General features: G+C 59.8%; 25 protein-coding genes. 8 read left to right on the forward strand and 17 right to left on the reverse strand.

Features of this window, described 5'->3' with window-relative positions; translation table 11 throughout:
• Window positions 1–21: 21 nt before the first annotated feature.
• From pafA to dop, 5 genes are read right to left on the reverse strand one after another with little or no spacing between them, the layout of a single operon-like run.
• Window positions 22–1,482: a Pup--protein ligase gene (pafA, locus tag HMPREF3092_RS00280; protein WP_070423438.1), complete on the reverse strand. Its 1,461-nt coding sequence runs from the start codon at window positions 1,480–1,482 to the stop codon at window positions 22–24.
• Complete coding sequence (gene prcA, locus HMPREF3092_RS00285) at window positions 1,479–2,165, reverse strand: proteasome subunit alpha (RefSeq protein WP_070423439.1); 687 nt, start codon at window positions 2,163–2,165, stop codon at window positions 1,479–1,481. The genes pafA and prcA overlap by 4 nt, the downstream gene beginning before the upstream one ends.
• Window positions 2,162–2,965, reverse strand: coding sequence for a proteasome subunit beta (gene prcB, locus HMPREF3092_RS00290; protein WP_070423440.1), 804 nt, complete (start codon window positions 2,963–2,965; stop codon window positions 2,162–2,164). The genes prcA and prcB overlap by 4 nt, the downstream gene beginning before the upstream one ends.
• Complete coding sequence (locus HMPREF3092_RS00295; protein ID WP_019175004.1) at window positions 2,962–3,159, reverse strand: ubiquitin-like protein Pup; 198 nt, start codon at window positions 3,157–3,159, stop codon at window positions 2,962–2,964. The genes prcB and HMPREF3092_RS00295 overlap by 4 nt, the downstream gene beginning before the upstream one ends.
• Window positions 3,160–3,162: 3 nt before the next feature.
• Window positions 3,163–4,704 (reverse strand): depupylase/deamidase Dop, encoded by a 1,542-nt coding sequence (dop, locus tag HMPREF3092_RS00300; RefSeq protein ID WP_019175005.1) that lies wholly within the window; start codon window positions 4,702–4,704, stop codon window positions 3,163–3,165.
• Window positions 4,705–4,736: 32 nt separating this feature from the next.
• Between dop and HMPREF3092_RS00305 the strand changes: the two genes are divergently transcribed.
• Entirely contained in the window at window positions 4,737–5,114 is a 378-nt protein-coding gene (locus HMPREF3092_RS00305) for a DUF3054 domain-containing protein (RefSeq protein WP_019175006.1), read from the forward strand.
• 21 nt (window positions 5,115–5,135) lie between these two features.
• On the opposite strand, the gene arc is transcribed toward HMPREF3092_RS00305, so the two are convergent.
• From arc to HMPREF3092_RS00320, 3 genes are read right to left on the reverse strand one after another with little or no spacing between them, the layout of a single operon-like run.
• Complete coding sequence (arc, locus tag HMPREF3092_RS00310; RefSeq protein ID WP_070423441.1) at window positions 5,136–6,803, reverse strand: proteasome ATPase; 1,668 nt, start codon at window positions 6,801–6,803, stop codon at window positions 5,136–5,138.
• On the reverse strand, window positions 6,796–7,833 hold the full coding sequence (locus HMPREF3092_RS00315; RefSeq protein ID WP_070423442.1) for a tRNA (adenine-N1)-methyltransferase: 1,038 nt from the start codon (window positions 7,831–7,833) through the stop codon (window positions 6,796–6,798). The genes arc and HMPREF3092_RS00315 overlap by 8 nt, the downstream gene beginning before the upstream one ends.
• Before the next feature lie 54 nt (window positions 7,834–7,887).
• Window positions 7,888–9,060, reverse strand: a complete 1,173-nt coding sequence (locus HMPREF3092_RS00320; RefSeq protein ID WP_070423443.1) for a site-2 protease family protein — start codon at window positions 9,058–9,060, stop codon at window positions 7,888–7,890.
• Between the two features lie 69 nt (window positions 9,061–9,129).
• On the opposite strand from HMPREF3092_RS00320, the gene HMPREF3092_RS00325 reads away from it, so the two are divergent.
• Window positions 9,130–9,942, forward strand: coding sequence for a RecB family exonuclease (locus tag HMPREF3092_RS00325; RefSeq protein WP_070423444.1), 813 nt, complete (start codon window positions 9,130–9,132; stop codon window positions 9,940–9,942).
• Here HMPREF3092_RS00325 and HMPREF3092_RS00330 read toward each other — a convergent pair.
• Window positions 9,920–10,579, reverse strand: a complete 660-nt coding sequence (locus tag HMPREF3092_RS00330; RefSeq protein WP_256174342.1) for an HAD family hydrolase — start codon at window positions 10,577–10,579, stop codon at window positions 9,920–9,922. The two genes, HMPREF3092_RS00325 and HMPREF3092_RS00330, sit on opposite strands and share 23 nt — an antisense overlap.
• A 67-nt stretch (window positions 10,580–10,646) precedes the next feature.
• Between HMPREF3092_RS00330 and HMPREF3092_RS00335 the strand changes: the two genes are divergently transcribed.
• Window positions 10,647–11,480, forward strand: coding sequence for a PAC2 family protein (locus tag HMPREF3092_RS00335; protein ID WP_019175012.1), 834 nt, complete (start codon window positions 10,647–10,649; stop codon window positions 11,478–11,480).
• A gap of 19 nt (window positions 11,481–11,499) precedes the next feature.
• Here HMPREF3092_RS00335 and mshC read toward each other — a convergent pair whose 3' ends face one another.
• The 3 genes from mshC to HMPREF3092_RS00350 are packed head-to-tail and all read right to left on the reverse strand — an operon-like array spanning window position 11,500 to window position 14,112.
• Window positions 11,500–12,753, reverse strand: coding sequence for a cysteine--1-D-myo-inosityl 2-amino-2-deoxy-alpha-D-glucopyranoside ligase (gene mshC / locus HMPREF3092_RS00340; protein ID WP_370919352.1), 1,254 nt, complete (start codon window positions 12,751–12,753; stop codon window positions 11,500–11,502).
• A gap of 25 nt (window positions 12,754–12,778) precedes the next feature.
• Window positions 12,779–13,576 (reverse strand): SCO1664 family protein, encoded by a 798-nt coding sequence (locus HMPREF3092_RS00345; RefSeq protein WP_141737909.1) that lies wholly within the window; start codon window positions 13,574–13,576, stop codon window positions 12,779–12,781.
• Entirely contained in the window at window positions 13,573–14,112 is a 540-nt protein-coding gene (locus HMPREF3092_RS00350) for a DUF3090 family protein (RefSeq protein ID WP_070423447.1), read from the reverse strand. Before HMPREF3092_RS00350 ends, HMPREF3092_RS00345 begins: the two co-directional genes overlap by 4 nt.
• Window positions 14,113–14,158: 46 nt before the next feature.
• Between HMPREF3092_RS00350 and HMPREF3092_RS00355 the strand changes: the two genes are divergently transcribed.
• Complete coding sequence (locus tag HMPREF3092_RS00355) at window positions 14,159–14,467, forward strand: hypothetical protein (RefSeq protein ID WP_070423448.1); 309 nt, start codon at window positions 14,159–14,161, stop codon at window positions 14,465–14,467.
• A gap of 135 nt (window positions 14,468–14,602) precedes the next feature.
• A complete protein-coding gene (locus tag HMPREF3092_RS00360) occupies window positions 14,603–15,448 on the forward strand; it encodes an undecaprenyl-diphosphate phosphatase (RefSeq protein WP_070423449.1) in 846 nt (281 codons plus the stop codon).
• A gap of 21 nt (window positions 15,449–15,469) precedes the next feature.
• Here the strand turns inward: HMPREF3092_RS00360 and HMPREF3092_RS00365 are convergent, their stop codons facing one another.
• Window positions 15,470–16,135, reverse strand: a complete 666-nt coding sequence (locus tag HMPREF3092_RS00365) for a histidine phosphatase family protein (protein WP_070423450.1) — start codon at window positions 16,133–16,135, stop codon at window positions 15,470–15,472.
• Window positions 16,136–16,195: 60 nt separating this feature from the next.
• On the opposite strand from HMPREF3092_RS00365, the gene HMPREF3092_RS00370 reads away from it, so the two are divergent.
• On the forward strand, window positions 16,196–16,390 hold the full coding sequence (locus HMPREF3092_RS00370; protein ID WP_019175019.1) for a DUF5703 family protein: 195 nt from the start codon (window positions 16,196–16,198) through the stop codon (window positions 16,388–16,390).
• Window positions 16,387–17,361, forward strand: a complete 975-nt coding sequence (locus HMPREF3092_RS00375; RefSeq protein WP_070423451.1) for a DMT family transporter — start codon at window positions 16,387–16,389, stop codon at window positions 17,359–17,361. Before HMPREF3092_RS00370 ends, HMPREF3092_RS00375 begins: the two co-directional genes overlap by 4 nt.
• Before the next feature lie 46 nt (window positions 17,362–17,407).
• Here the strand turns inward: HMPREF3092_RS00375 and HMPREF3092_RS00380 are convergent, their stop codons facing one another.
• The 4 genes from HMPREF3092_RS00380 to HMPREF3092_RS00395 form a co-directional block, all read right to left on the reverse strand.
• Window positions 17,408–18,718, reverse strand: coding sequence for a M20/M25/M40 family metallo-hydrolase (locus HMPREF3092_RS00380; protein ID WP_070423452.1), 1,311 nt, complete (start codon window positions 18,716–18,718; stop codon window positions 17,408–17,410).
• A gap of 3 nt (window positions 18,719–18,721) precedes the next feature.
• Entirely contained in the window at window positions 18,722–19,351 is a 630-nt protein-coding gene (locus tag HMPREF3092_RS00385) for a hypothetical protein (protein WP_141737910.1), read from the reverse strand.
• 318 nt (window positions 19,352–19,669) lie between these two features.
• On the reverse strand, window positions 19,670–21,424 hold the full coding sequence (locus HMPREF3092_RS00390; RefSeq protein WP_070423454.1) for an AlwI family type II restriction endonuclease: 1,755 nt from the start codon (window positions 21,422–21,424) through the stop codon (window positions 19,670–19,672).
• Window positions 21,424–23,328 carry a Dam family site-specific DNA-(adenine-N6)-methyltransferase gene (locus HMPREF3092_RS00395; protein ID WP_070423455.1) on the reverse strand — a complete coding sequence of 635 codons (1,905 nt, stop codon included), beginning with the start codon at window positions 23,326–23,328 and terminating at the stop codon, window positions 21,424–21,426. Before HMPREF3092_RS00395 ends, HMPREF3092_RS00390 begins: the two co-directional genes overlap by 1 nt.
• 110 nt (window positions 23,329–23,438) lie before the next feature.
• Here HMPREF3092_RS00395 and HMPREF3092_RS00400 point away from each other — a divergent pair, with 110 nt between their 5' ends.
• Window positions 23,439–23,972 (forward strand): hypothetical protein, encoded by a 534-nt coding sequence (locus HMPREF3092_RS00400; protein WP_070423456.1) that lies wholly within the window; start codon window positions 23,439–23,441, stop codon window positions 23,970–23,972.
• Window positions 23,973–24,206 lie beyond the last annotated feature (234 nt).

The following is a 24,206-nucleotide window of genomic DNA, read 5'->3' on the forward strand; positions in this document are numbered from 1 at the left end:
CTCGGCTGAGTGTCCTCAGGCTCAGATGACCGGTTCGGCAAGAGCCTCTGTCAGGGCGCGAGCCCTGTCGTCCTCAGTTGCGAACGGATCGCGGAGAACCACAGCCTTCTGAGTTTGGTCGTTCAGCCGCAGGTGCACCCAGTCGACCGTGAAATCACGGCGGTGTTCCAATGCCTGCGCAATGAATTCGCCGCGCAGTTTGGCTCGAGTGCTCTGCGGCGGTGTGCTCATTGCCCGCTGGGAGTCTTCCGGTGGCACGGCGCGCTTGGCCAAGCCGGCCTGCTCGAGTTTGGGGAACAGCCCGATGCCGGGGGTGACATCGTGGTAGGCGTAGTCGAGACGCGTGATCTTCGGATCTTTCAGGCTTAAGGATTCGCGTTCGAGGTAGCGGTCAAAGAGCTTCTTCTTGATGGCCCAGTCGATTTCAGTGTCGACCGAGCTGAAATCACCGCTTTCAACTGCCTCGAGAACGCGCTTCCACCGGTCGAGTACGCGCTGTGCGGTTTCGTCGCTGCCGAGGCTGTGGTCGCCCCTGTCTGCGAGCTTCTGGGCGTGCTCCCAGTAGAAGCCCAGCAGCTCAAGCGGGGTCGTGGTTTCGCCAGAGCGCAGCTCCAGCTGAGCAGTCCCGGTGAGGTCGCGGGCCACGGTGCGGATATCCCGGATGGGATTGCGCAGAGTGTGGTCTGCAAGGGGCACACCGGTTTCCAGCAGGTCAAGCACGAGACCTGCCGAACCGACTTTGAGTTCGGTCGTGGTCTGCGACATCGAGGAATCGCCGACGATCACGTGCAGTCGGCGGTATTTTTCGGCATCGGCATGGGGTTCATCGCGGGCGTTGATGATCGGCCTGGAGCGGGTGGTCGCTGATGACACGCCCTCCCACATGACGTCGGAACGGCCGGATAGGCCGTAGACGATATCGCCGTGCAGCGGTTCGACTTTTGTCGCGTGGCCGCTGAGCGACGCCCGCTGGGAGTCAGCTGCGGGCATATCGGTGCTGGCGCGGGCGGGAATGACGCAGCCGGCACCTGCAATGAGCTGCCGGACCACGAGGAACGGCAGCAGCGAGGTGGTCAGGCGCGTGAAGTCCATGGTGCGGCGCACGAGGAAGTTTTCGTGGCTGCCGAAGGAATTGCCCGCTGAATCACGGTTGTTCTTCAGCATGTGGGCTGTTCCGTCGAGCCCGTCAGCCGTCAGTTCACGCTGGGCGGTCTCGAGATTCTGCGTCAGCAGCAGGGTGCCGGCTTCTTCTTGCGCAATGAGCTCATCGAGCGTTGAGCATTCCGCAGTCGCATATTCGGGGTGAGATCCCACGTCCAGGTACAGGCGACCGCCGTTGGCCAAAAAGGCGTTGGACGAACGGAACCTGCTGACGACCGGTTTGAACAGGTAGCGTGCGGTTTCTTCGGGACCCAGGTGCCTGCCGCTGCCGGCGGAGTAGGTCAGACCGTACTCTGTCTCAATGCCGTAGATGCGCTTCATGCTTCTCCCCCGATGATCTGCTCGACGATCTCTGTGTTCAGCCGGCGGAATTTCCTGTGTCCTTCAGCGTTGCGGTCCAGCAGTGCGGCTTCGATGTGCTGGGCGGGAATCGGAGCGTCGACACCAAGAGCGCTGGCTGCCCACCGCAGGACTTCTGCACTCGTCATGGCGGTCGTGTCGATTTCAGCCAGCTTCTGGCTGTGCGCTTCCGAGTCCCCGCCGATGATGACCGCACTGGCCTCATCGGCAACTGAACCGTCATAGGAGAGCCTGTAGATCCTGTCGTCGTCAGCATCAGCACCGAGCTCGGCGACGATGATCTCAACCTCGAAAGGTTTCGATTCGGTTGTGAAGACAGAGGCCAGCGTCTGGGCGTAGGCATTTGTCAGCCCTCGCGCAGTCACATCCGCCCTGTCGTAGGAGTATCCGCGCAGATCCGCATAGCGCACACCTGCCTGGCGCAGCGACTCGAACTCGTTGTACTTGCCGACTGCTGCGAACCCGATTCGATCGTAGATCTCAGCAATCTTGTGCAGTGTTGTCGACGGGTTTTCGGCAACGAGCGCAATCCCGTCTGAGCAGCGGGCAACAAGGACGCAGCGGCCGCGCGAAATCCCCTTCCGGGCAAACTCAGCCCGGTCCTTCATGAGCTGTTCGGGTGAAACGTAGAAGGGCATGCTCATGCCGAACCGCCTCCTCGGCGTGCTGCGACCTCAGCTGCCGCGGCCAAAATGACGTCAGTCTCGACTTCGCTGGCACCGTCGGAGTCAACCACCATCATGGTCGGCCCGATGCGGCGGATGAGGTCTGGTCCGGCGGTTCCCGAATCGTCGTCGGCGGCGTCGAAAAGGGCTTCGACTGCCACCTCGACAGCTGCTTCTTCGCTTAAGCTGGGCTTCCACCTCTTTTTGAGCGAACCGCGGGCAAAAGTCGAACCGGAGCCAACCGAGTGGTAGTCCTCTTCTTCGTACCTGCCGCCCGTGACGTCAAACGAGAAGATCCTGCCGGGAGTTTCGCCTTCTGCCTTCTGGTCGACACCGGCGAACAGCGGAACAACGGCGAGACCGCGCAGCGCGAAGCCGAGATTGGCTCGCAGCATTGAAGCCAAACGGTTGGCTTTGCCGTCAAGGGACAGGACCGTGCCCTCGATCTTTTCGTAGTGTTCGAGCTCCAACTGGAACAGCCGGACGAGCTCAAGCGCAATACCCGCGGTTCCGGCGATGCCGACAACCGAGGCGTCATCCGCCCGGTGAACCTTCTCCATGGTGCGGCTGGCAATGAGCGAACCGATGGTCGCTCGGCGATCGCCGGCCATGAGCACACCATCTGCCGTTGTCAGTGCGACGATGGTCGTAGCGTGCGGGGCGATGCTGTCCGACACCGGAAGGTCACCCGAAGGCAGCACGTGCGGGGCAACAGTCCGTGCGAACTCAACAAAGGAGTTCGAGGCGGTGCTCAGATAGGCGGATGACAGACCTGTCACTGTCCGCCCTTCTGCACGAAGTTCTTCACGAAGTCTTCGGCATTGGTCTCCAGTACGGAGTCGATGTCATCGAGGATGTCGTCGAGACCCTGCGTGTTGATCTGCGCCTGGCCTCCGCCGACGTTCAGATCGCCGGGTTCTTCCGGTCCTTCTGCTCCGCCTGAGTGCCTGTGAATCTGATCCTGACCAGCCATTGTTCACATCCCGTAGTCGTCTGTGCTGTTGTTGTCGATTGTAGTGACACCGAGTGCAGCCAACAGGCTGTCGGTGTCAACGGCCCTGCTCAGCCGCTCTTCAAGAAGTTCGCGTGTGCCCTTGAGCGGTTCGCTCATGGGGATTCTGACTGCAGAATCGCCCCGGCGCATGACGATTGACTCCCAGCTGGCGGCAACGAGGTCTTCGCGCAGCCGGTCGACGACCGTGCCGCGCAGATAGGCGCGCGTGTCCTCCGGCGGGGTCGTCATGGCGCGCTCGACCTCTTCGTCAGTCGTGAGCCTGCGGAAGCGTCCTGCCCGCTCCAGCCGGTAGAACAGTCCCTTCTCCTGGCGGACGTCCGTGTACTGCACGTCGATGAGGGCGAGCTTCGGGCTGTTCCAGTCGAGGCCCTCACGCTGGCGGTAGCTGTTCATGAGCGCCAGTTTGCCAACCCAGTCAATCGAATCGGCCAGGCTCATGGGGTCGGTTGCAAGTCCTGTAAGCAGGCGATCCCATTCCGCAAGCACCTGCGCGGTCTGTTCGTCACTCGGATCTGCTGCTTCGGCGGCCGCCGTATAGAACGCGCGCTGAATCTCAAGTGCAGTCATGGTCGACCCATCAGCCAGTTCAAGCGGAGCGCTGAGGCTTAAGTCGTGCGACACCGTCTGCAGTGCGACTACCGGGTCAGCAAGTTCGATGACGGGTGCCAGACCCTGTTCGATCAAGCTCAACACGAGGCTCGTAGAGCCGAAGCGCACAAACGTGGCGACTTCGGCGAGAGTCGCATCGCCGATGATGACGTGCAGGCGCCGGTATTTGACGGGATCGGCGTGCGGCTCATCGCGCGTGTTGACGATCGGCCGGCGAAGGGTCGTTTCGAGTCCCACACACTCTTCGAAGAAGTCTGCCCGCTGAGAAATCTGGAAGCCGGGCTCTTCGCCTTCGCGCCCAATTCCCACCTTGCCGGCACCGCAGAAAATCTGCCGCGTGGCGAAGAACGGCAGCAGCCCTTCGACAATCTTCTCGAAGCCGGTGTTGCGGTCGACGAGGTAGTTTTCGTGTGTGCCGTACGAGGCTCCCTTGGAGTCCGTATTGTTTTTGTAGAGGTCGACCGGCTGCCCCGTTGTGAGCAGCTGTTTGACGGCCTCTTCTGCCACTCGGTCGCCTGCGCGGTCCCACGTGACGATGTCGCGCGGATTGGTGACCTCCGGCGATGAATACTCGGGGTGAGCGTGGTCAACGTAGAGGCGCGCACCGTTTTCCAGCACCACATTGGCCAAGTACTGCGCTTCCGGCTGGGCCTGCGGCAGGTGGGTCAGCTGGGATTCGTGTGCATCGGCCAGATTCATGAGGAAGCCGCGGGCATCCGCCAGGGGTGTTTCCGAACCGAAGTCCCAGAAACTCTGCGCGGACTTCAGGCCGCGCGGACCCGCGTAGGCGTCGACGACACGTGCGGAATCGCGCATGGGCGCTTGCGGGCGACCGCCGACGGCGACAATGCCGAACTCGGTTTCTGAGCCCATGATCCGCTGGACGGTGATCATTGTGCCTCACTGCCTTTCGTAGACTGTGGCCTGTGGCTAAGCGTTCTTCTCATATTTTCACTGCACTCGTCGCCGACATCATCTTGGTGATCGCCTTTGCGGCTGTCGGCTTCTACACCCACGCCCAGGTTCTCACGGTCGACGGCGTTGTTCAGACCTCGTGGCCTTTCCTGGTGGGCCTTGGGTGCGCGTGGATTCTCAGCGCGGCTTGGACCGCTCCCCTGGCACCCATGCGCACCGGTGTCGCGATCTGGTCGACGACGATCCTGCTCGGCATGATCATCCGCTTTGCAGTGGGTGCGGGAATCGCCGGGCCGTTCATCATCGTGGCCTCCGCCCTGAACTTCCTTACGCTGGTGGGCTGGCGTGTGATCGCCCGCGCTGTCGGCGGGCGATCAGCCAAACGCTGAAGCCAGCACAGGAGCAGTTCCTCAGATGAGGCTGCTGTTTCCCCTGGCGGTCTGAACGGACGAGGTGCCGCTGCCGGCACCGCTGTCCGCACGGCTTTCCCGTTCCGCGACATCGGCTGCCAGGACCAGGTGTGTGATCCTTTCGCCCTTCTTCCCAGAGATGCGAGCCCATTCGTCTGGGTTCGTCGTGTTCGGCAGGTCTTCGTGTTCGCTGAACTCTTCCCGGATGGCCCGGTACAGGTGATCCCACGTAATACCGTGTTCGCCAAGGTCGAGGTAGGCCTTGATGGCGTGCTTCTTCGCCCGATCGACGACGTTGGAGATCATGGCTCCCGAGGTGAACTCGGCAAAGTAGAGCATTTCGCGCCGACCGTTGGCGTAGGTCACTTCGACGAAGCGGTTGCGGTCGGTCTCGGCGTACATTTCCTCAACACAGCGTTCGATGAGGCTTTCGACGGCGGCGGCCTTTGTCGTCGTGATCTCAGATTCTGCGATCGGCAGGTCTTCTGTCAGGTATTTGCTGAAGATGTCTTTCGCGCCTTCCCTGTCGGGACGTTCGATGCGGATCTTCACGTCGAGTCGTCCGGGCCGGAGGATGGCGGGGTCGATGAGGTCTTCGCGGTTGGACGCACCGATCACGATGACGTTGTCCAGCTGTTCAACACCGTCGATTTCGGTCAGCAGCTGCGGAACGATCGTGGTTTCAACATCGGAGGACTTGCCGGTTCCGCGGGTGCGGAACAGGGCTTCCATTTCGTCGAAGAACACGACGACGGGCGAACCTGCCGTGGCCTTTTCGCGGGCGCGGGCGAAGATGGTGCGCAGCTGACGCTCGGTTTCGCCGACGTACTTGTCCAGCAGCTCCGGACCTTTGATGTTGAGGAAGTAGGAGCGGGTGTTCTCTCCGCCGCGACGCTGGGCAAGCGAGTTTGCAACAGCCTTTGCGATGAGCGTCTTGCCGTTGCCGGGAGGCCCGTACAGCAGGATGCCCTTGGGCGGCTTGAGTCCGTGCTCGGTGTACAGCTGAGGGTGTTCGAAGGGCAGTTCGACAGCATCGCGGATTTCGCTGATCTGTGCGGACAGGCCGCCGATGTCGGAGTACGAAATGTCCGGAACGGTTTCCAGCATGAGGGATGCCGTTTCGGCCCTTTCAAGCCTTTCGACAACCAGCCCGCTGCGGGAATCGAACACGAGCGAATCCCCCACTCGAACGGGCTTGTCGCGCAGCGGCTGAGCCAGTATCACGACCCGCTCTTCGTCCGTGGATGTCGCAGCGAGCACGCGGGTGTCGTCGATGAGTTCACGCACTGTGACCACCGAGCCTTCGTCAACAAAGCCGAGTGCTTCGACGATGACGAGGCCTTCGGTCAGGCGAACGCGTCGACCCGGTGTGAGGTCGCGCAGCGGAACTTCCGTGCTCACCGACAGGCGCATGGGGCGGCCCGCGTAGTGGACGTCGGCGAAGACGACATCGCCTTCGCGCACGGTGCCGAGCACGACCGCGTAGGAGTTCGGCGGTTCGGCGATCCTTTCGGCCTCGGTCTTCAGCCTGTCCAGTTCAGCCCGAGCAGCTTTGAGCGCTGTGCTGAGCTGTTCGTTGCGCTGGAAAGCTGAGAACAGCTGCTGGCGGAGGCCAGCTGCGTCCTGACGGACCTTCGACAGTTCTTGTCGCATTGTCGAATCATCCATTGAGCTCTCCTTCGCTGCTGTTGAGAATGTCGAGCCGGGAACCCGCCTCGCGGACGGAACGGCGGATCTTCTTCGGCGTGGGGTACTTGACCCCAACGGACTCGTCGGTGACTTCGGGACCGAACCACACGTCGAGGTCCTTCTGGTCCGGTTCGGCCTGCTGGCCGCGTTTTGTGCGGCGCAGCGGGGTTGTTCCCTGTGCCACGCGACGGGCGAAGACAAGGAAGCCGGTGTGGCCGATCATGCGGTGTTCGGGCCTGACTGCCAGGCCGTCGAGGTGCCAGTCGCGGACGGTTGATTCCAAAGCGTGCGGCTTTGTGTAGTTGCCCGACTCCTGCAGCGCCTGCACGGTGCGGGACATCTGTGTAACCGTCGCAACGTAGACCACGAGCACTCCGCCGGGCACAAGTGCTTCTGTCACAGCGTCGAGGCAGTTCCAGGGGGCGAGCATGTCGAGCACGACGCGGTCGACTTCGCCCGGTCCGTAGGCCTTGGGAAGCTCTTCGGCGAGGTCGCCCACCGTGATGTTCCACGCGGGATGTGGGCCTGCGAAGAAGTCAGAGATATTGCCCTCGGCAATCTGCGCGAATTCTTCACGCAGCTCAAAGGAGTGGACGCTTCCGGAATCGCCCACGGCTCGAAGCAGGGCGATTGTGAGAGCACCAGAGCCCACACCCGCCTCGACAACCCGGGCACCGGGGAAGATGTCACCGAAACCCGTGATCAGGGCTGCGTCTTTCGGATAGATGATCGCGGCACCGCGCGGCATTGAGAGAACGAAGTCCGAATACAGGGGTTTGAGCACCTGGTATTCAACGCCGACGGAATTCTGCACGGTCACACCGTCGGGCGCGCCGATGATGTCGTCGTGGGCGATGATCCCGCGATGAGTGTGGAACTCTCCGCCGGGTTTGAGGACGATGGTGTTCATCCTGCCTTTGGAGTCGGTCAGCTGGACCTTGTCTCCTGCTTTTAGAAGACCCCGACGGTCATCGGCGCCGGCCGGAACGGGTGCGGATTCAAGACTCATGATTCCCCAGTCTAGCCGGGCAGGTTCTGCTGTGAGGGCCCCTCGGGTGCAGTCTCAGTCTTCGAGAAGCTCGTGGAAGAACTCCTGCAGATCGATGATGCCTGCAAGCGTCGAACCCTCCATGATGAGGCAGAACTGCGCTTTGGGCCTGTGGGTGAGGGATTCCAGAAGATGCGGTGCGGAAATTCCGCGCGGCACGCCGATCCACGCACCCAGCGGACTAGAGAAATCGCCGACCACAGCGCTGCCGGGGCCGCCGACGGTCGTTGCCGATCTTTCTGCAAGCTGCCTGTTGAGCAGACCGGTGGGCAGACCTGAGCGGTCGAGGATCACCACCAGCGCTGCATCTTCAGCGGTTCTCGCGGCGTCTGCGGCGCGCAGTGTTTCTTCGACGTCCGCGTCGTAGGCCGCTGCGATTGCCGGTTGGATGACCTGGTCGAGGTCGTAGGTTTCCATGCGGCGGGCGCGTTTGGCGTGAGCCGCGGCATCAGCTGCCGAAACCCACAGCATGACCGCAATTGCTGTCGTCCAGATGACGGTCACGAGGTCCGGTTTGGATCCCACCGTGTAGGGGTATGCAACAGCGCCGACGACGAATCCGACCGCCACGATCCTGCCGATGAGGCTGGCGATCATGGTGCCGCGGAACTGGCTGCCGGTGAACCGCCAGATGAGCGCCTGCAGGGCCCACCCGCCGTCCAGCGGGATGCCGGGCAGCAGGTTGATGACGCCAAGTGCCACATTGGCAAAGGTCAGGGCGGCACACAGCAGCCACGGGATGCTTCCCGGACTGGAGTGATTCATGCCGATCCAGCCGCCTGCGGCAAGAATGATGTTGACGACGGGGCCCACGATCGACACGTAGAAGCTCGTCATCGCAGTGCGCTTCGCATCGTCATCGATTTTGGGTTCGAACTTGGTGAAGCCGCCCCACACGTTGAGTTCGATGACGGAAACCTTCTGTCCGCCGAGCGTGCCTGCAACACCGTGGGCGAATTCGTGCAGAAACACCGAGGTGAACAGAAGGATCGCGTAGAGGAACGCGACGAACATCGACGTCGGAACGCTCATACTGGGCGATAGCGTGCGAATGAAGGGCGCCAGAAGGGCCGTGATGAGGATCGCGGCAATGAACCACGTCCATGACAGCACAATGGGCGCGCCGAGGGCGCGGCCGATCACAAGGCCGCCGGCTGTGCCGTCCTTACTCGCATTCGCTTGAGACATATGCGCCATCCTAACTGCCGGAGTCGACAACATCGCGACCTTCGACCGCGTGCCTACTAGGCTGTGGTCATGGTCTCGCTCAATGCTCTTTCACCGTCACGCGCCAACGACTTCGTGTCGTGTCCGCTGAAGTTTCGATTCCGCACAATCGACAAGCTTCCCGAACCGCCGAGTGAAGCCGCGTTCAAGGGAACGCTCGTCCACTCGGTGCTTGAGGGGCTCTTCGACCTGCCCGCTGAAGAGAGAACTTCCGGAGCAGCGCGATCGCTCATCGAGCCGAGCTTTGCCGAACTTGAGAGCAAAAACACAGCGGAGATCGCAGAGCTCTTTCCCGACGAACCGTCTCGTTTGAAGCTGTTTGCGCAGGCAGGTGAACTCGTTGACCGCTATTTCACCCTCGAACTCCCAGACCGGCTTGAACCGGCGGGACGCGAGCAGTTTGTGCAGACGAAGCTGGACAACGGACTGCTGCTGCGCGGGTTCATTGACAGGGTCGACGTGGCTCCCGGCGGCGAAGTGCGACTCGTCGACTACAAGACCGGCAAGGAGCCCAAGCCTCAGTATTCGCGGGAAGCGGAGTTCCAGATGCGGTTCTACGGCGTCCTCAAGCACCGCACTGACGGCACTTTGGCCCACACGCTGCAGCTGATGTACCTAGGCTCCGGCACCATCAAGGCCATGCGCCCACAGATGTCGGACATTGAGAGGACGGAAGCGGAGATCCTGCACATTTGGGATGACATCGTGCAGGCTGCCCTCACGGACACCTGGCGGCCGAAGAAATCGCCCTTGTGCGGGTGGTGTCACTTCAAAGACATCTGCCCCGCCTGGGGCGGACGGGCCCCGGAAACCCCCGAAATCACTGCGATTGCCGGGCGATAGCCGCTCGCTGAAACTCTGCCAGCGACAGGCCTTCCAGGCTCTGGGCAATCGACCAGCGCGGGTCTTCGGGAATGTCAACGTGGCACGGCACGACGAGCGTGTGTGCCCCAGCACTTGAAGCTGAGAGTGCCCCATTGAGGGAGTCCTCAATCGCTATGCACTCCTGCGGGCGCAGACCGAGGGCCTTCGCTCCCACCTCGTAGGGTTCCGGGTGCGGTTTGCCGTGCTGAACCTCGTCACCGGTGATGACAGCATCAAAGGTGCCCTCGGGCAGGCTGGCGACAACAGCATCAGCCAGGGGGCGAAACGACATCGTGACCATTGCGGACGGAATCCCCGCTTCGCGCAGCTGTGCCAACAGCTCCCGCACACCGGGACGGAACGGCACGCGCTCCTGCACCTGGGCAATGACATCGCGCGTGAGCCGATTGATGATCTCCAGCGGCTCAAGCGGAACGCCGAGGTCGATGAACACCTGCGCTGAAACCGTAAGGGCATTGCCCACCAGCTTCAGCCCCTCTTCTTGTGACCACGGGAGGCCGAATTCGGCAGTCAGCCGATGTTCGGCTTCGATCCAGTACGGTTCGGTGTCGACGATAGTGCCGTCCATGTCCCATAGGACTCCAGAGAATTCCATGCTTCAACCCTAAGAGCTCTGCGCGGCTTTCGGGCAACACCCCGGTGAACACGACTAGGCTGGTCACATGGCATTTCTTCCGAGTCAAGACGGACAGATCGTGATCGTCGGCCTGCAGGGGCCCAACAGCCCCGACGACGCTGCGGCAGTCGTCATCGACATCCTCAAACGGCACCTGGACGACTATCACCTGATCGACGTCAGCGTGGCAGAAAGCTATGACCGCACGCAGTACCCGCCGTTCATCATCCGCTCCGAAGGGGAGCCCGTCGTCGTTCATCCGCAGGTCGTCGGCATCGAAGGCTCAATCGAGCGAGCCGGCAGGTTTGTGCAGACCCTGCTGGTCACAGGGCCGACGCCGCTCGACATGTGGGAAGAGCTCATCGAAGACCTGCTGATGCCGCTGCGCCCAGAAAGCGACGTCGTTATGCTCCTGGCCTCAGAGCCAGCCGCTGTCCCGCACACGCGCAGCCTGCCAGTCCGGCTGACATCAGAGGACCCGGACATCGTGGACATCTCAGAAGTCCAGACGGCGGAATACGAAGGAACAGCGAACCTGCAGGATGTCATGGCCGTGGCCCTGTACGAAAAGGGAATTCCCACAGTCTCGCTGACATGCGAGATCCCCGACTACGCGGCTCTTTCACCATCGCCGAAGGCGGCACTGGCCCTTCTGTCCGCGCTCGAAGACATCACCGGGATGACGTTCGACCCCGAGGATCTAACCGAAGCATCCCGAGCCTGGTCGGACAGCGTCGACATGTTCGCAGAATCAGACTCGGACCTTGCCAAGAGGATCGCGATGATGGAAGAAGAGTACGACCTCGCGACCGAGCACGACGGCGAAGACATTGCCCGGGAGTTCGAAAAACTGCTGCGCAGGCGCGAAGAGGACCGCTGATAGGCCTCAGGGACAGAAGTCAGAGCTTGATGCCCAGGAGAGCATCAACTGCGGCGACGACAGCCTGAGTGTTCTCGTCCGCATCTGCTTCGGTCTGCCGGGCAGCCGCCCAGTCGTCAATGACGCACAGCGCGTTGGGCGTGTCGAGGTCGTCCGCCAGTTCGCGGCGGATCTCGGCAACGACCTCAGCCGGATCAGACGAGTTTCCACAGCCGGCTGCTGCGCGCCAGGCTGCCAAGCGGTTCTCAGCGGCGGCCAGCACACCGTCGCTGTACTCCCAGTCCGACCGGTAGTGGTTGCCGAGAATCGCCAGGCGGATGGCCATGGGGTCGGTTCCGGCGGCTGTCAGGTTCGACACAAGCACCAGGTTGCCCAGGGACTTGCTCATCTTTTCGCCTTCGTAGGCGACCATGCCGGTGTGCATGTAGGCGTCGGCAAACGGTGTGTCCGTCAGGGCGATTGCGTGAGCCGCACCCATTTCGTGGTGCGGGAAGATGAGGTCTGATCCTCCGCCCTGCACGGTCAGCGGGTACCCCGCGTACTTGCCGGCGATGACAGCGCATTCGATGTGCCAGCCTGGGCGGCCCGGTCCCAGTTTGCCGCCGGGCCACTGCGGTTCGCCTTCGCGGGCAGCGCGCCACAGAAGAGCGTCCAGCGGATCTTCTTTGCCGGGTGTGTCTGGGTCTCCCCCGCGTTCGGGGAAGATTTCAAGCATGTGCTCGCGGCTGTAGTGCGATTCTGAACCGAACGGCGGTTCGACTTCCGTGCTGATGCGGTAGTAGACGTCGCCGTTGTCCAGGGTGTAGGCGGCGCCGCGCTCAAGCAGCTTCTCTACGGCTTCAACAACGTCCGGAATCGATTCGACAGCGCCGATGTAGTGCTTTGGCGGGATGACGCGCAGCGCCTCCATGTCAGAAAAGAACAGCTCAATCTGGCTGTCGGCCAGTTCGCGCCAGTCAACTCCGGTCGCCTCAGCGCGTTCAAGGAGGGGGTCGTCAATATCCGTTGTGTTCTGGACGTAGACGACATCAGCTCCAGCATCAATCCAGCTGCGCAGCAGGACGTCGAAGGCGACGTAGGTCGATGCGTGGCCCAGGTGCGTTGCATCGTAGGGGGTGATGCCGCACACGTAGAGCCGGGCCTTCCCATCTTCGAGGAGGCCGCTGACGGGGCCCCTGGCCGAAGTGCTGTAGACAGTGCTGTCGGCTGGAGCTGCCGGCAGGACTGGGAAGTCGGACAGGGACGGGATTGCGGGAGCTGACCAAGGTTTCACGCCACCCAGCATAACCGTCATGTGTCTACCCCGGGGGCCAGGGAATTGGAATTCGGTCCTGTGGCATCGACGGCATGGTGCCGTTCGCTGCGAGCTGTCCGGCGCGCAGCGCGAGAGCTCGGCTTTCGTCCGGAGTGAGTAGCTCTGATAGCTCGGCGGGAACTGCGCCGGCGATAGAGTCCAGCGCTTCGCACAGGGAGCCCGGCACCGGTACTCCAGAAAACCCCCACAGGATCGTGCGCAGCTTTGGCTCCGTGTGGAACGTAAGGCCGTTGTCGATTCCGAAGAATTGAGCTTCCGCCTGCGGATCCCATGCCCCGGAGAGAATGTGACTGCCCTTGCGGTCGGCGTTGTTGGCAACGATGTCGAACACTGCCAGGCGCAGAACCTGTTCGTCGGGGCTGTGGGCGATGACCACCTGTTCGCCCGTTTCGGTCTCACCTGCCGCAGCGGGGAGCCAGCCGTCGGGAAGCTCAGAGGGCAGGCAGATCGTCACGGGCGGTTCGTCGTCGCCGTCTGAAAGCACATAGGCCTGCAGAGATCCTGGCCCCAGCGGGCCGTCTTCAAGAAAGACCGTCGGCGGCACCTCGTCAATTCCCAAGTGGTGAGCCAAGCGGTAGGCGGCGACTTCCCTGCGTGCGAGTGTTCCTGCGGGAAAGTCGTGCAGCGGCCTTTCGCCGCGCACCGGCTTGTAGATGCCTCGGCGTACGGTGGGGCCGGTTCCGAAGTCCCCTTCCAGCAGGCACAGAAAAACCGCGTTCGAGGCGCCGGGCACCCGGCCGAGCACCGTCATGTGTGCTTCGGCCAAAGCCGGTTCGATCACCTGGGCACCCCGTTGGCCCGCGGGCACAGGTGACCGCCTGGATCCAGTGGAAGCGAGCAGAAGGGGCAGTCAGCACGGCCCGCGTTGACCACCTGGTCGGCACGGCGAGCGAACTCGCGAGCGGCTTCGGCGGAAAGAACAACGCGCAGGACAGGCGTTTGGGAGTCCTCGTCGTCCTGTCCGAAGCTGATGGCCGAGCACTCGATTTCCAAGTGCCGGCGACGCGTGTCCCACCCCAGGCTCATGGTGCCGACGCGAAATTCGGGTTCCACCGGCATTTCGAGGTTGGCGTTGTCAGCATCTGCCGGATCCGGACCAGCCGGGATCATGTAGCCGTCGGCGGAGCGTGACCGCACCATGTCCAGAAGCTCGTTGATGCGCTCACCAAGGAGCTCCACCTGCTCCTTTTCGACAGCTGCCGTGACGACCCTGTCGGCGTCCTTTGCCTGAAGGTAGAAAGAGCGATCTCCCGGCAGGCCGACGGTGCCGACTATGAACCGTTCGGGGGCGGGAAAAACATATTCGCTTTCAGCCATGGTCAACAGGGTAGTCGCTTCGGCCCCGCGCGGTTACGATGGAGCCATGAGCTCAGAACCGGAAGTCGCCCTCGAAGCATTCATCGCAGCGATTCGCGAACACTACGCGGCCTCAGTCAACCGGACCTCCGACACCGACGAACGCGTCGAAGCCGCCTACATGGCGCTGGCTGACGCCTATGAAATCTACGAAGACGCCCTGTACGTCGCCTACGACGAAGTGACTCCGTTCGAGCTTTTCGACGACATCGAAGACGCCCGCGAAGACGGCACCTTTGATGACTTCGACGACGACTTCGACGACTTCGATGACGACGAAGAATACGACGGCGAGGATGACGAAGACGACGACTGACCGCCGTCGGTCAACTGTGTGCAAGCTCTAAGCCGACCGCGGGCGCGTTTTCGCGCACTGGCCAGCCTTGTCCGTTAGAGTCCCGTAGGGCCTGCTCAGATTGACAGGACCGACTGTCGTTTTCGAAGGGATCGCATGGACTGGCTAGTGGCGACCATTTTGGGAATCGTGCAGGGACTCACCGAGTTCTTGCCGGTGTCCTCGTCTGCACATCTGAGGATCGTCGGCGAATTCCTCATGCCCGGCCGTGAACCGGGCGCATTCTTCACCGCGATTATCCAGATCGGCACTGAGCTGGCCGTTCTCGTGTACTTCTGGAATGACATCGTCACTATCATCACAAAGTGGTTCAAAGCCCTGTTCGGCAAGCACGACCGGCAGGATCCCGAAGTTCGGCTCGGCTGGCTGATCATCATCGGCTCGATCCCGATTGGTGTGCTGGGCCTGCTGTTCGAAGATCAGATCACCTCGACGTTCCGCTCACTGTGGATTGTCGCGACGATGCTCATCGTCTTCGCAATCTTCATCGGTCTTGCTGATGCCTTCGGCAAGCGGGTCAACACGCTTGACTCCATGCACTGGGGTCAGGGCCTCACGTTCGGCTTTGCGCAGGCACTGGCTCTTGTGCCCGGTGTATCGCGTTCCGGCGGCACGATCATGGCCGGTCGCATCATGGGCTTCACGCGTCCTGCAGCGGCACGCTATTCGTTCCTGTTGGCAATCCCGGCCGTCATGGCCTCGGGTGTTTACAGTCTTTTCAAAGCGATCAAGGATCAAGTAGACGGGACTGCGTCGATGACAATCGGCTGGGGACCCACCCTGCTGGCCACCGTCGTGTCTTTTGCAGTCGGCTACGCCGTCATCGTCGGCTTCCTGAAGTTCGTGCAGACGAAGTCGTTTGCGATCTTCGTGTGGTACCGCATTGCGCTGGGTCTGGTCATCTACGTTCTGCTGGGCACGGGAGTTCTCGCGGCTTCCTGATCACGAGGTGCGGTCGGCTTTTCAGGCCCCTCCCCCGAGGGTGCCCGCTTGGCCGGTTCTTCCGGCTGGTGTCACGGACAGTGCGGTGAGCACGGGAACTCTGCTCGCATAGTCGATTGTCGTCAGCGAACCGGGTGCGACTGCTGTTCGCTGAAAGTTCTGCAGCTGCAGCCCCAAGGCGTCTGCGACGGCCATTTTGATGATGTCTCCATGAGTGACGACAACTGCGACGGCTTCACTGTTGCGTTCGCGAAGTTCGTCGAGGACTTTCTCAACACCGTCGCGGGTGCGAAGCCAGGCGTCGTGCTGTGCTTCCCCACCGGGAAACACCATGTCCTGCGGAGTGTTCTGGACGCATTCCCATTCCGGCAGTCTGCGCAGTTCTTCAAGGGGACGGCCAGACCAATCACCGTAGTCGACTTCTGAGAATTCCCCCATGACGGAGGCAGCCGGTGCATCAGAACCGTGTTTCTCGGCGTGAGTGCGCATCAGAAGATCAACTGTTTCGGCGCATCGTGCTATTTCAGAGACCTTCCACAGGGCGATGCTGGAAGGCAGCAGCTCAGCCGCGGCACAGGCCTGCTGACGGCCAGCAGCAGTCAGCGGATTGGCGCCTCGGCGGCCTGCGAGAACGCCAGCGAGATTTGCCTCCGATTGTCCGTGGCGCGCGAAGATGATCTTCACCATAGAATCAGGCTAGCGCGATGATACAGTGACGGCCACCCCAGGGAAGGAGCACAAGCCCAGGTGAAGCGAGAAGTCGAATACGAAGTGCGGCAGGTGACATTTCACCCGAAGATTTCGCGCAGCGAATCTCTGCGCGCACTGACCGAAGCTGCCGACACCGGTCGGTGGGAGCTGGCACGGACGGTCGTCGGTATGGGTGGGCAGAAGACCGTTTGGCTTCGTCGCCGCGTTATGACGGTCGTGCGCACCGCATGAGGTCCGGCGCAAATCTCCTCTACATTCTTCCGGCGATTGCGACCGGACTCGCTGTTTCCCTGCAGGGGAAGTACAACGGCGAACTCACCGTTGAAATCGGCCACTGGATCTACAGTTCGGCAGTGTCTTTCGGCGGCGGGCTCATCATCATTGCGGCAGTCACCGCAGCCCTGCCGGCCGGCCGCCGGGCTGCCTCGAGAACCATCCAGCTTCTGCGCTCAAAGGCCTTCCCCTGGTGGATGTGCCTGGGCGGGCTCGGCGGAGCGACGATCGTCATCGCTCAGGGTGTCACGGTTCCCGCTTTCGGCGTTGCCGTATTCACCATGAGCTTCACATCCGGGCAGCTGCTCGGCGCGCTCGTCGTCGACAGCACGCGGCTGCCGGCCGGTGGACCGAAGCCCATCACTCTGGGCCGTCTTGTAGGCGTCGCTGTTGTTCTGGCCGGGGTTGCAATCATGAGTGCGGGAGCCTTCACGTCCGGACTGCAGTGGTGGATTCCGCTCGTTCCCTTTGCCTCCGGCGTTCTCACCGGACTTCAGCACGCTTTCAACGGCAGGCTGTCAGCCGCTTCGGGCTCTGCGCTTGCTGCGACAACCATGAACTTCGTTGTCGGCTTTACGGCTCTGGCCGTTGGGTGCGCTGTGGTGTTCGCTTCCGGCACTCCTCCGCTGCGTTTCCCGCCCGAACCTCTGCTGTACTCCGGTGGTGTGTTCGGCGTTGCCTTCATCCTGGTGTCCGCCCTCATCGTTCCCCGCCTGGGTGTGCTCATACTGAGCCTGTCCACGTTGGTCGGCAATATGGGCGGTTCGCTCATCATCGATGCGCTGAACGGAAATGAACAGGCCTTCACGCTTACCGCTCTGACGTCGATTGCGCTGGTCGTACTCGGAGTTGTCATTGCAACACTGCCCGGCAGGCCGGTTTTCTGCGGCCGCCAGGCAGTGCGTACGAAAGTCAACGTGGACAGCTGAGCCGGTGCTCAGCGCCCGTCAGGCTTAACGGGCAAACGCGTGGTGGTTACGCGTTGACGATGAAGTCTCCCAGGATCTGGGTGCCGAACTCCAGTGTTTCGGTCGGCACGCGTTCGTCGACCCCGTGGAACATCGCGGGGAAGTCGAGATCGGCCGGCAGGCGCAGCGGGATGAAACCGTAGCCGGTGATGCCCAAAAAGCTCAGAGCCTTGTTATCAGTGCCGGCAGACAGCGCGTAGGGCAGAACGTGGGCTTCAGGGTCGTAGGCGAGGACGCTCTTCTTCATCTGCTCAACCAGATCGCCTTCGAACGGCGTTTCCAATGACACGTGCTGCACGACTGGAACGATGTCCACGTCAGGGCCTGCGAGTTCTTTCAGTGTGAGGAGCGCGTCCTCCGTCCGGCCGGGAATCGGACGGCAGTCGACGAGCGCCTCAGCAAAACCGGGGATGACATTGTGCTTGTATCCCCCACCGAGAGCGGTCGGATTGGCGCTCGTCGCGAATGTGGGGCCGACGAACTTTTCGACCGAGCCGAGCTCTTTCAGCAGCGCTGGGAAATTGTCTTCCGAGTATTCAATCCCGGTGAGCTCGGCGACGCCCTTGAGCAGTTCACGGGTCGCCTGAGGAATCTCGACGGGCCATTCGTAGCGCCCGATCCGCGCTACAGCTTCAGCGAGTTTCACAATCGGATTGTCGTCGTTGCGCTGCGAGCCGTGTCCGGCGGTGCCCTTGGCTACCAGTTTGAGCCACTGCAGGCCCTTTTCGGCGGTCTGGACCAAGTAGACCTTCTCACCGCGCACATCAACGGAGTAGCCGCCGACTTCCGAAACCGCCTCGCTCGCGCCTGCGAACACCTCGGGGTGGTTATCGACCATCCAGCCGGAGCCGTACGTTCCGCCGGCTTCTTCGTCAGCGAAGAAGACCACGAGGATGTCACGGTCCGGGACGATGTTCTCGCGCATCATCTGTCGCACTACGGCAATGATCATGGCGCAGCCGTTTTTCATGTCGACGGCACCTCGGCCCCACAGAAGACCGTCCTTGACTTCGCCGCCGAATGGGTCAACGCTCCACTCCGAGGCGTCAGCGGGGACGACATCCGTATGCCCGTGCATGACGAGTGCTGGGCGATCAGGATTCGTGCCTTTGATGCGTGCCACGAGATTGGCCCGGCCGGGGGCTGATTCATAGATTTCGGAGTCAAGCCCGACTTCGCGAAACTTCTCTGCGATGTAGTCGGCGGCGGGCCGTTCCGGGTTGGCTTTGCCTTCACCCCAGTTCTGCGTGTCAATCCTGATGAGATCCGAGCAGATCTGCACAACTTCGGACTGAGCGGCAGAGAAGTCGATGGTCATGGGTTACTCCTGTGTTTCGTCAGCCTGTGCTTCCTTTGCGGCGGACCAGCTGCCGAAGAATTTGCGCAGCGCCGGCCCTGAGGGTCGGTGCGCTCCCGCGGCGTTCTGGCGAGCCACCCACTCACCGTATGCCCGGAAGGACTGATCGGTCGAAGATTCTGCAATAAAGTCCGTCACAGCCTGCACATACTGATCTCTGCTGAAGCGTGTGGGCCCGGGAGCTTTGCCTCGCGAGGAAATGGGAATGCCGAGGCTGCGCATGGCGGTGTTCCACTGCTGGCCGCCAAGCTGGGCGCGCACGGTTTGGCTGGTGGGCGGCCACAGGCGGACTCCCGCACTGCCGGCGCGGACAAGACGCGAAACAAACTGCCTGCGAGTCTTGTCGTAGGAAACAGCGCTGAGCGGCTTTGCCTCATCCGATCCGATGTGCTGTTGAGCTGCTGCGATGAGGCCCTCAACTTCGCTGATCTTCTCTGTGGGGGTGCCCTGCTGTTCGAAACGGTTCAGGAGAAGAGAGCGCACTTCAGGGGTGAGGACGCGGACGCTCACATGGGCCTGCAGCCGGTGGATGCGTGCGTAGGCTGCCAAAACCGCAGCGGTGGTCAGCTCCGATTCGAGATGCGCTTCTGTCATGCGTTCTCCGTTCATCCCAGCGCTCTTTCAGCTGATTTCTAAGCGTACCGCGCCCCACATGGCAGACAAGCGCTTGCTGTAAAGCGGAGGTGCGATGAGTAGAAGCAGTTGGATCTATCAATAACCATCCAAACCGCTGTTGAGTTATACACGGTTTGTGGTAGGGATTCCTTGGCCAAAAAATGCATGGTTTACACAGCACAGGAGCTCGATCAAGACCTAACGGACCGTAACCGCCGTATCTCCAGTGCATGGAACAGAAAACGTCGTTCGCTGTTATGAAAACCAACTATGAAGAAGAAAGAATCAAGACATTCTTTAGGTGACACTTGCGGAAGTCGATGCAGGAACGCCGACTATCTCTGCGATGCGAGCCTTCCACTCCGGGGCGCCTGTAGTGTCGAGCCGTGCTGTTGAAGCTTGAAGAATCACGTCAATAAGTAACGCTGGCTTGAGTTTCCTGTTTTTGACACCGATTCGAAGGATTTCCCGAAGTTGTCCAAGCGTCAGCGGTACTACGTTTAGGCTCACCCGTTCATCGTTTCGTTTGTACCAAACACCAATCCGGAAAGTCTCTGCAGTATTCGTATCAATGCGACGAGCGATGAATAGCCCATAAACAGTTTTGCCAAGAGGTTCGAACTGCTCTAAAACATCAGCAACGTGCCTTCTGACCGGTTCACCCTCTGCGGCTTCTTGGCGTGAGTTCTCAGTAAGTGTTACCTCAACCACCAAGACGGAATCACTATACTCAGCGATAACATCTGGGCCACCCCCGGGAGCAGTGCCCACAGGCAAAAAGTCCTGGTCAATATCGAAGCGTCTAACCTTGTTCGGCGGCACGACGAGGCAATCCAAGGCAAGCAACACACGCCAAAGGAGCCACTCGAAGTATGCAGGTCTTTCTTCCTTTGGGATCAGAAGTTGATCTTCACCAAACTGCTGAGTGGTGCGATTTTCATCGAGCATTTGCAGGTATGCAAGAATCTCATTGATCTGGTTAACTTGGTCACCTGCATACTGAACTTCCTTGGCTTCGAAGATTAGTTGCTCGAGATCATGCCGAGCTAATGAAACACCGCCCGGAGAAGACAGATCGTAATTCGAACTGTCAAAGGCAATCGCTCGGTCTGAGGCAATAAGTAACAAATCTGAAAGTACTTCTTTAGCGCCATAAAGACTATCCGTAGGTAGTTCTAAACCTTGCGCAATACGGTTTAAGTATTCGATAGCGTCCAGCTGCGTTTCTGGGATATCAGCAAGCAGTCTAGCAGTTTTACGCTTTTCAGGAACAAAAGTGATGCCGCGTCCACGCGACTGAAAAAGCCCGGTAGCTTTCAAATAGCGAAATGAAACGTCTTGATAGTCGTACAAAGTCTCATGTTTAAAACCTTTGTATTCTGCGACGCCCCTGATGAATTGCACGTCAAACTTGCGTTTAGCGTTGGATGCGGCACGAAGTCGACGCAGGTCACAAATCTCGCTAGCTATTGAGTCAAGGTCGTCTTGTCCATTGGTTAGGATTACAATGGATGACATTTCAAGCCGAGATATGTAGGGCTCGGCACCAATCTCCTCAAGCTTCTCTAGAATATCAATTACATGCTTCAGCGGAGAAAAGCTTGCGAAGTTGTAGTCCTGTTCAAGGGGGCTCGGTAGACGGAGCGCTGCCAAAGAACGCAGAAGAACTTCTTGCTCACCCTGAACTGACTGTGCAGCAAGCAACCTCCTCCCGTTGGGTGTCAACGTGAATGGGGCGCCAATCTCAGATTGCTTAACATCCCGAATTTTTGGCCGCATCTCCACGTCAGGCCAAAGAAAACCAAGCTGAACAAGGACGCTTCGCCACTTCCGAGCGATAGAAGTGATATCCGTAGTAGTTTCTGCTAAGGTGATCACGCCGAAGTCGTGTAAAGTCTCGGCAATTCTCTCCTCTTGCGACTTGCTCATATTTCCTTCAAAACCGCTGACCACAAGAGCCTCAAGGCCTCCTTTCAGCCTAAGAGGATTGCGTACAGTCGTATTGGCAATATGCCAGGCGCGAGCTTTAGGTCTAGTCGTAGGAATATTCATCAGTAGCCCACAAATAGGTACTCGAGGACTTTATTCCTGTTGTCACCAACTTTATGGCCCTGGTTTCCAAATGAGTATCTGTGGTTCACGGGAACGACCTCTACGTGACGTTTATACTTACTCATCAAATCAACCATCTCCTCCAGCGTTGGTCGCGAATTCGAAGAGTAGGAAACAAGCAGTACTGATTCACGGTGACGTTTGAACAGCCGATCAAAAGCATCGTGCGCCCCGTTTCTTGACGAAAAAGGCGTTGGGTAGGACTTGAACTTTTTGGTCAGAGTGTTTTGTTGGATTTCGACGCCGGCCCAATTCCGGGCAAGCCCTTCCACAAAGTGATAGCGACGCACATACTCGTTGTCAGACAGCGGTGAATAGTATGGTGGGTCGATGTAAACGAGCGCATCCTGCTGGCGTCGAACCGTCATCGCGTCGCCTCGACGTGACTTGTTCTCCTTACCGTTGTCAAAGACCGCGTTATTCAACGAATCGACAGCCGCTAAGAAGTGATCCGCGAGACTAGTTTTGAGATCTTTGCGGCCATCGTCATACCGCATACCCGTATAAGTGAAAATTCCGCGGGGTCTCTTTTTTAGGCAAGCGCGAATTAGTGCGGCCATCGCGATGGCCCGCTGATGCGGGTTTCGTATCTTAGATATGCCAACGCGCATTGAGTCAATCAGCTGATTATCCGCGTCGTTGAAATAAAGGCCGGAAAAAGTATTAGCGACAAACCCGTCATTAGGGTGGATGTTTTCGATAAGCCGGCGGGCACGATCTTGGGGGAATATGTGTGTAGAGTTTTCGACCAACGCCTTAGACATGGTCGCACTGAACGCCATGTAGTCGTTGGATAGAATCTTCTTTCCCTTAGATTTGAACATGTAGGAAACAATTCCTGATCCTGAGAACAGATCAATAACGTTTTCGTATTCAAACTGACGCGCCACCGACCAAATGTCAGTCAATAGTTTACTTTTGGATCCCATGAATCGTGTCGCAGGAAACTGCAGCGTTTGACTATCCATTGGTTCGGGGACAAGATTAACCGAGAACTGCTTCTTAGGCGGAATCTCTACGACGACGTCTTCACCGGTACGGCGGTCGCCACGCGACGAGATATGGCGTTTAGTTTTGAGCACGTCAATGTTGAAACCGTTGTACAGCTCGTGGACCAGAGGGTGATTAGAGTTAGTTAGGATAACGTGGCAACCAAGCTCATGGAGGCGCTTGACTTCAGTAGCCAAGTCTACATGGTCTTCTTCATAGAACTGTTCCTTGGTGTATCGCTTGAAATCAGAATACTTTGATATGGGTAAGTAGGGAGGATCGAGAAATACAAGGTCGCCAGGCTCGGCATGCGTGGCGAGGACGTCTTTGTAATCTCCCTTTACGATTTCGACTTTTTGAAGGCGCTGATGTGCGGCTCGGAGGTTATCTTCGTCAAGAATCTTCGGGTTACGGTATCCAGCGAATGGCACGTTGAAGGCGCCAGAACGATTCACCCGGTACAAGCCATTGAAACAAGTGCGGTTCAGAAAAATAGTGCGTGCGGCCGCTTCGGCTGCAGCAAGGGTCTGCCAGTCTTGAGCGCGAACATCGTAAAAGTGGTCTTTATCGTTCCTGTGTCGCTTAAGGTGGTCGATTACTGCAGGCAGGTCATCCCGAACTGCTGTGTATAGGTTCACAAGCTCGGGATTGATCTCTCCAATAACAGCGGGCCTCGGTTCGAGAGCGAAAAAAAGCGCCCCGCCGCCAAAAAAGGGTTCGATGTACTTTCCAAACTTCTTTGGGAGTCGCTCCATTAGATCATCTACGATCTGGGTCTTGCCTCCAGCCCATTTGAGAATCGGCTTCGCTTTTTTGCGTTCTGACGCAGGCACCCGGGCAGAGGAACTTTGCATGTGCCCACTGTACAGCAGCTTGTAACTACTGCCAGTGAGGGCCGTCGTTGCTGGTCAGCTCGCCTATCATGACGAGACACCTGCAAAGCACCGCAAAGCTGAGGGCCGACATGCGACGTACATTCATTCCGGCAGCCGCTGCTGCTCTTCTTCTGCTCACGGCCTGTGGGGCCGGAGGCGGAAACCAGGCGGGAGCCGGGGAGGAAACTTCGAAAGCTCCGAAAGGGCCGCAGAAAGTGACGATCGGCGACACCGTCGGAACGGAAGACGGCGGGTCGATCACCGTTTACGAATATCGGGTGACGACAGACTCTGTAGACGAAAAAGTCGGCGCTGCCGATGTTGAAGTCTGCATTGCCAAGGAGGCGCCCGTCGGAAAGGAGGACACAGAGGTCGCTGTTATGACCGAGTACTGGTCTGCCATCGATACGGAGAACCGTCACTATAACCATCCGACTGAATGGACACGGAACAAAGACGTATCACCCGTGCTTGAACCGGAAAACCCTACGAGCTGGGGCGAATGTGTTCGCGGCTGGACGCTTCTGGACACCGATGACCAGTCGGAAGTGGCCGCCATCCGCTACTACCGCCCCGAGGGTGAGCACTCGGACACCGTTGATATTCGCTGGGCGCTGAAATAAACGCGTAAGAATCAACCGCGTCGGTGCTTCGCTGCAAGATGCGAGTTTCCGCAGCGGGGCACCGGACACGGGACACAAAGAACAAGGCGCGGAACCTTAGGTTCCGGGCCTTGTCTCGCTGTGCGCGGAGGGGTGTCTGGTTTCACGACATCGTTCACCCCTGCCGCTGAGAATCGGCCAGCGGATGTCCCACGACATAGTTCCCACCCATATGCGGACGGCCCGACACCCTTG

The organism is Brevibacterium sp. HMSC24B04 (assembly GCF_001806835.1).
Taxonomy (GTDB): Bacteria; Actinomycetota; Actinomycetes; order Actinomycetales; family Brevibacteriaceae; genus Brevibacterium; species Brevibacterium ravenspurgense.

Bases quoted from the DNA above. Each gene is read 5' to 3' on its own strand.
- pafA (WP_070423438.1), bottom strand. From the start codon at position 1,482: ATGAAGCGCATCTACGGCATTGAGACAGAGTACGGTCTGACCTACTCC.
- prcA (WP_070423439.1), bottom strand. From the start codon at position 2,165: ATGAGCATGCCCTTCTACGTTTCACCCGAACAGCTCATGAAGGACCGG.
- HMPREF3092_RS00295 (WP_019175004.1), bottom strand. From the start codon at position 3,159: ATGGCTGGTCAGGATCAGATTCACAGGCACTCAGGCGGAGCAGAAGGA.
- dop (WP_019175005.1), bottom strand. From the start codon at position 4,704: ATGATCACCGTCCAGCGGATCATGGGCTCAGAAACCGAGTTCGGCATT.
- arc (WP_070423441.1), bottom strand. From the start codon at position 6,803: ATGGATGATTCGACAATGCGACAAGAACTGTCGAAGGTCCGTCAGGAC.
- HMPREF3092_RS00315 (WP_070423442.1), bottom strand. From the start codon at position 7,833: ATGAGTCTTGAATCCGCACCCGTTCCGGCCGGCGCCGATGACCGTCGG.
- HMPREF3092_RS00320 (WP_070423443.1), bottom strand. From the start codon at position 9,060: ATGTCTCAAGCGAATGCGAGTAAGGACGGCACAGCCGGCGGCCTTGTG.
- HMPREF3092_RS00325 (WP_070423444.1), top strand. From the start codon at position 9,130: ATGGTCTCGCTCAATGCTCTTTCACCGTCACGCGCCAACGACTTCGTG.
- HMPREF3092_RS00330 (WP_256174342.1), bottom strand. From the start codon at position 10,579: ATGGAATTCTCTGGAGTCCTATGGGACATGGACGGCACTATCGTCGAC.
- HMPREF3092_RS00335 (WP_019175012.1), top strand. From the start codon at position 10,647: ATGGCATTTCTTCCGAGTCAAGACGGACAGATCGTGATCGTCGGCCTG.
- HMPREF3092_RS00350 (WP_070423447.1), bottom strand. From the start codon at position 14,112: ATGGCTGAAAGCGAATATGTTTTTCCCGCCCCCGAACGGTTCATAGTC.
- HMPREF3092_RS00355 (WP_070423448.1), top strand. From the start codon at position 14,159: ATGAGCTCAGAACCGGAAGTCGCCCTCGAAGCATTCATCGCAGCGATT.
- HMPREF3092_RS00360 (WP_070423449.1), top strand. From the start codon at position 14,603: ATGGACTGGCTAGTGGCGACCATTTTGGGAATCGTGCAGGGACTCACC.
- HMPREF3092_RS00365 (WP_070423450.1), bottom strand. From the start codon at position 16,135: ATGGTGAAGATCATCTTCGCGCGCCACGGACAATCGGAGGCAAATCTC.
- HMPREF3092_RS00375 (WP_070423451.1), top strand. From the start codon at position 16,387: ATGAGGTCCGGCGCAAATCTCCTCTACATTCTTCCGGCGATTGCGACC.
- HMPREF3092_RS00380 (WP_070423452.1), bottom strand. From the start codon at position 18,718: ATGACCATCGACTTCTCTGCCGCTCAGTCCGAAGTTGTGCAGATCTGC.
- HMPREF3092_RS00385 (WP_141737910.1), bottom strand. From the start codon at position 19,351: ATGACAGAAGCGCATCTCGAATCGGAGCTGACCACCGCTGCGGTTTTG.
- HMPREF3092_RS00390 (WP_070423454.1), bottom strand. From the start codon at position 21,424: ATGAATATTCCTACGACTAGACCTAAAGCTCGCGCCTGGCATATTGCC.
- HMPREF3092_RS00395 (WP_070423455.1), bottom strand. From the start codon at position 23,328: ATGCAAAGTTCCTCTGCCCGGGTGCCTGCGTCAGAACGCAAAAAAGCG.
- HMPREF3092_RS00400 (WP_070423456.1), top strand. From the start codon at position 23,439: ATGCGACGTACATTCATTCCGGCAGCCGCTGCTGCTCTTCTTCTGCTC.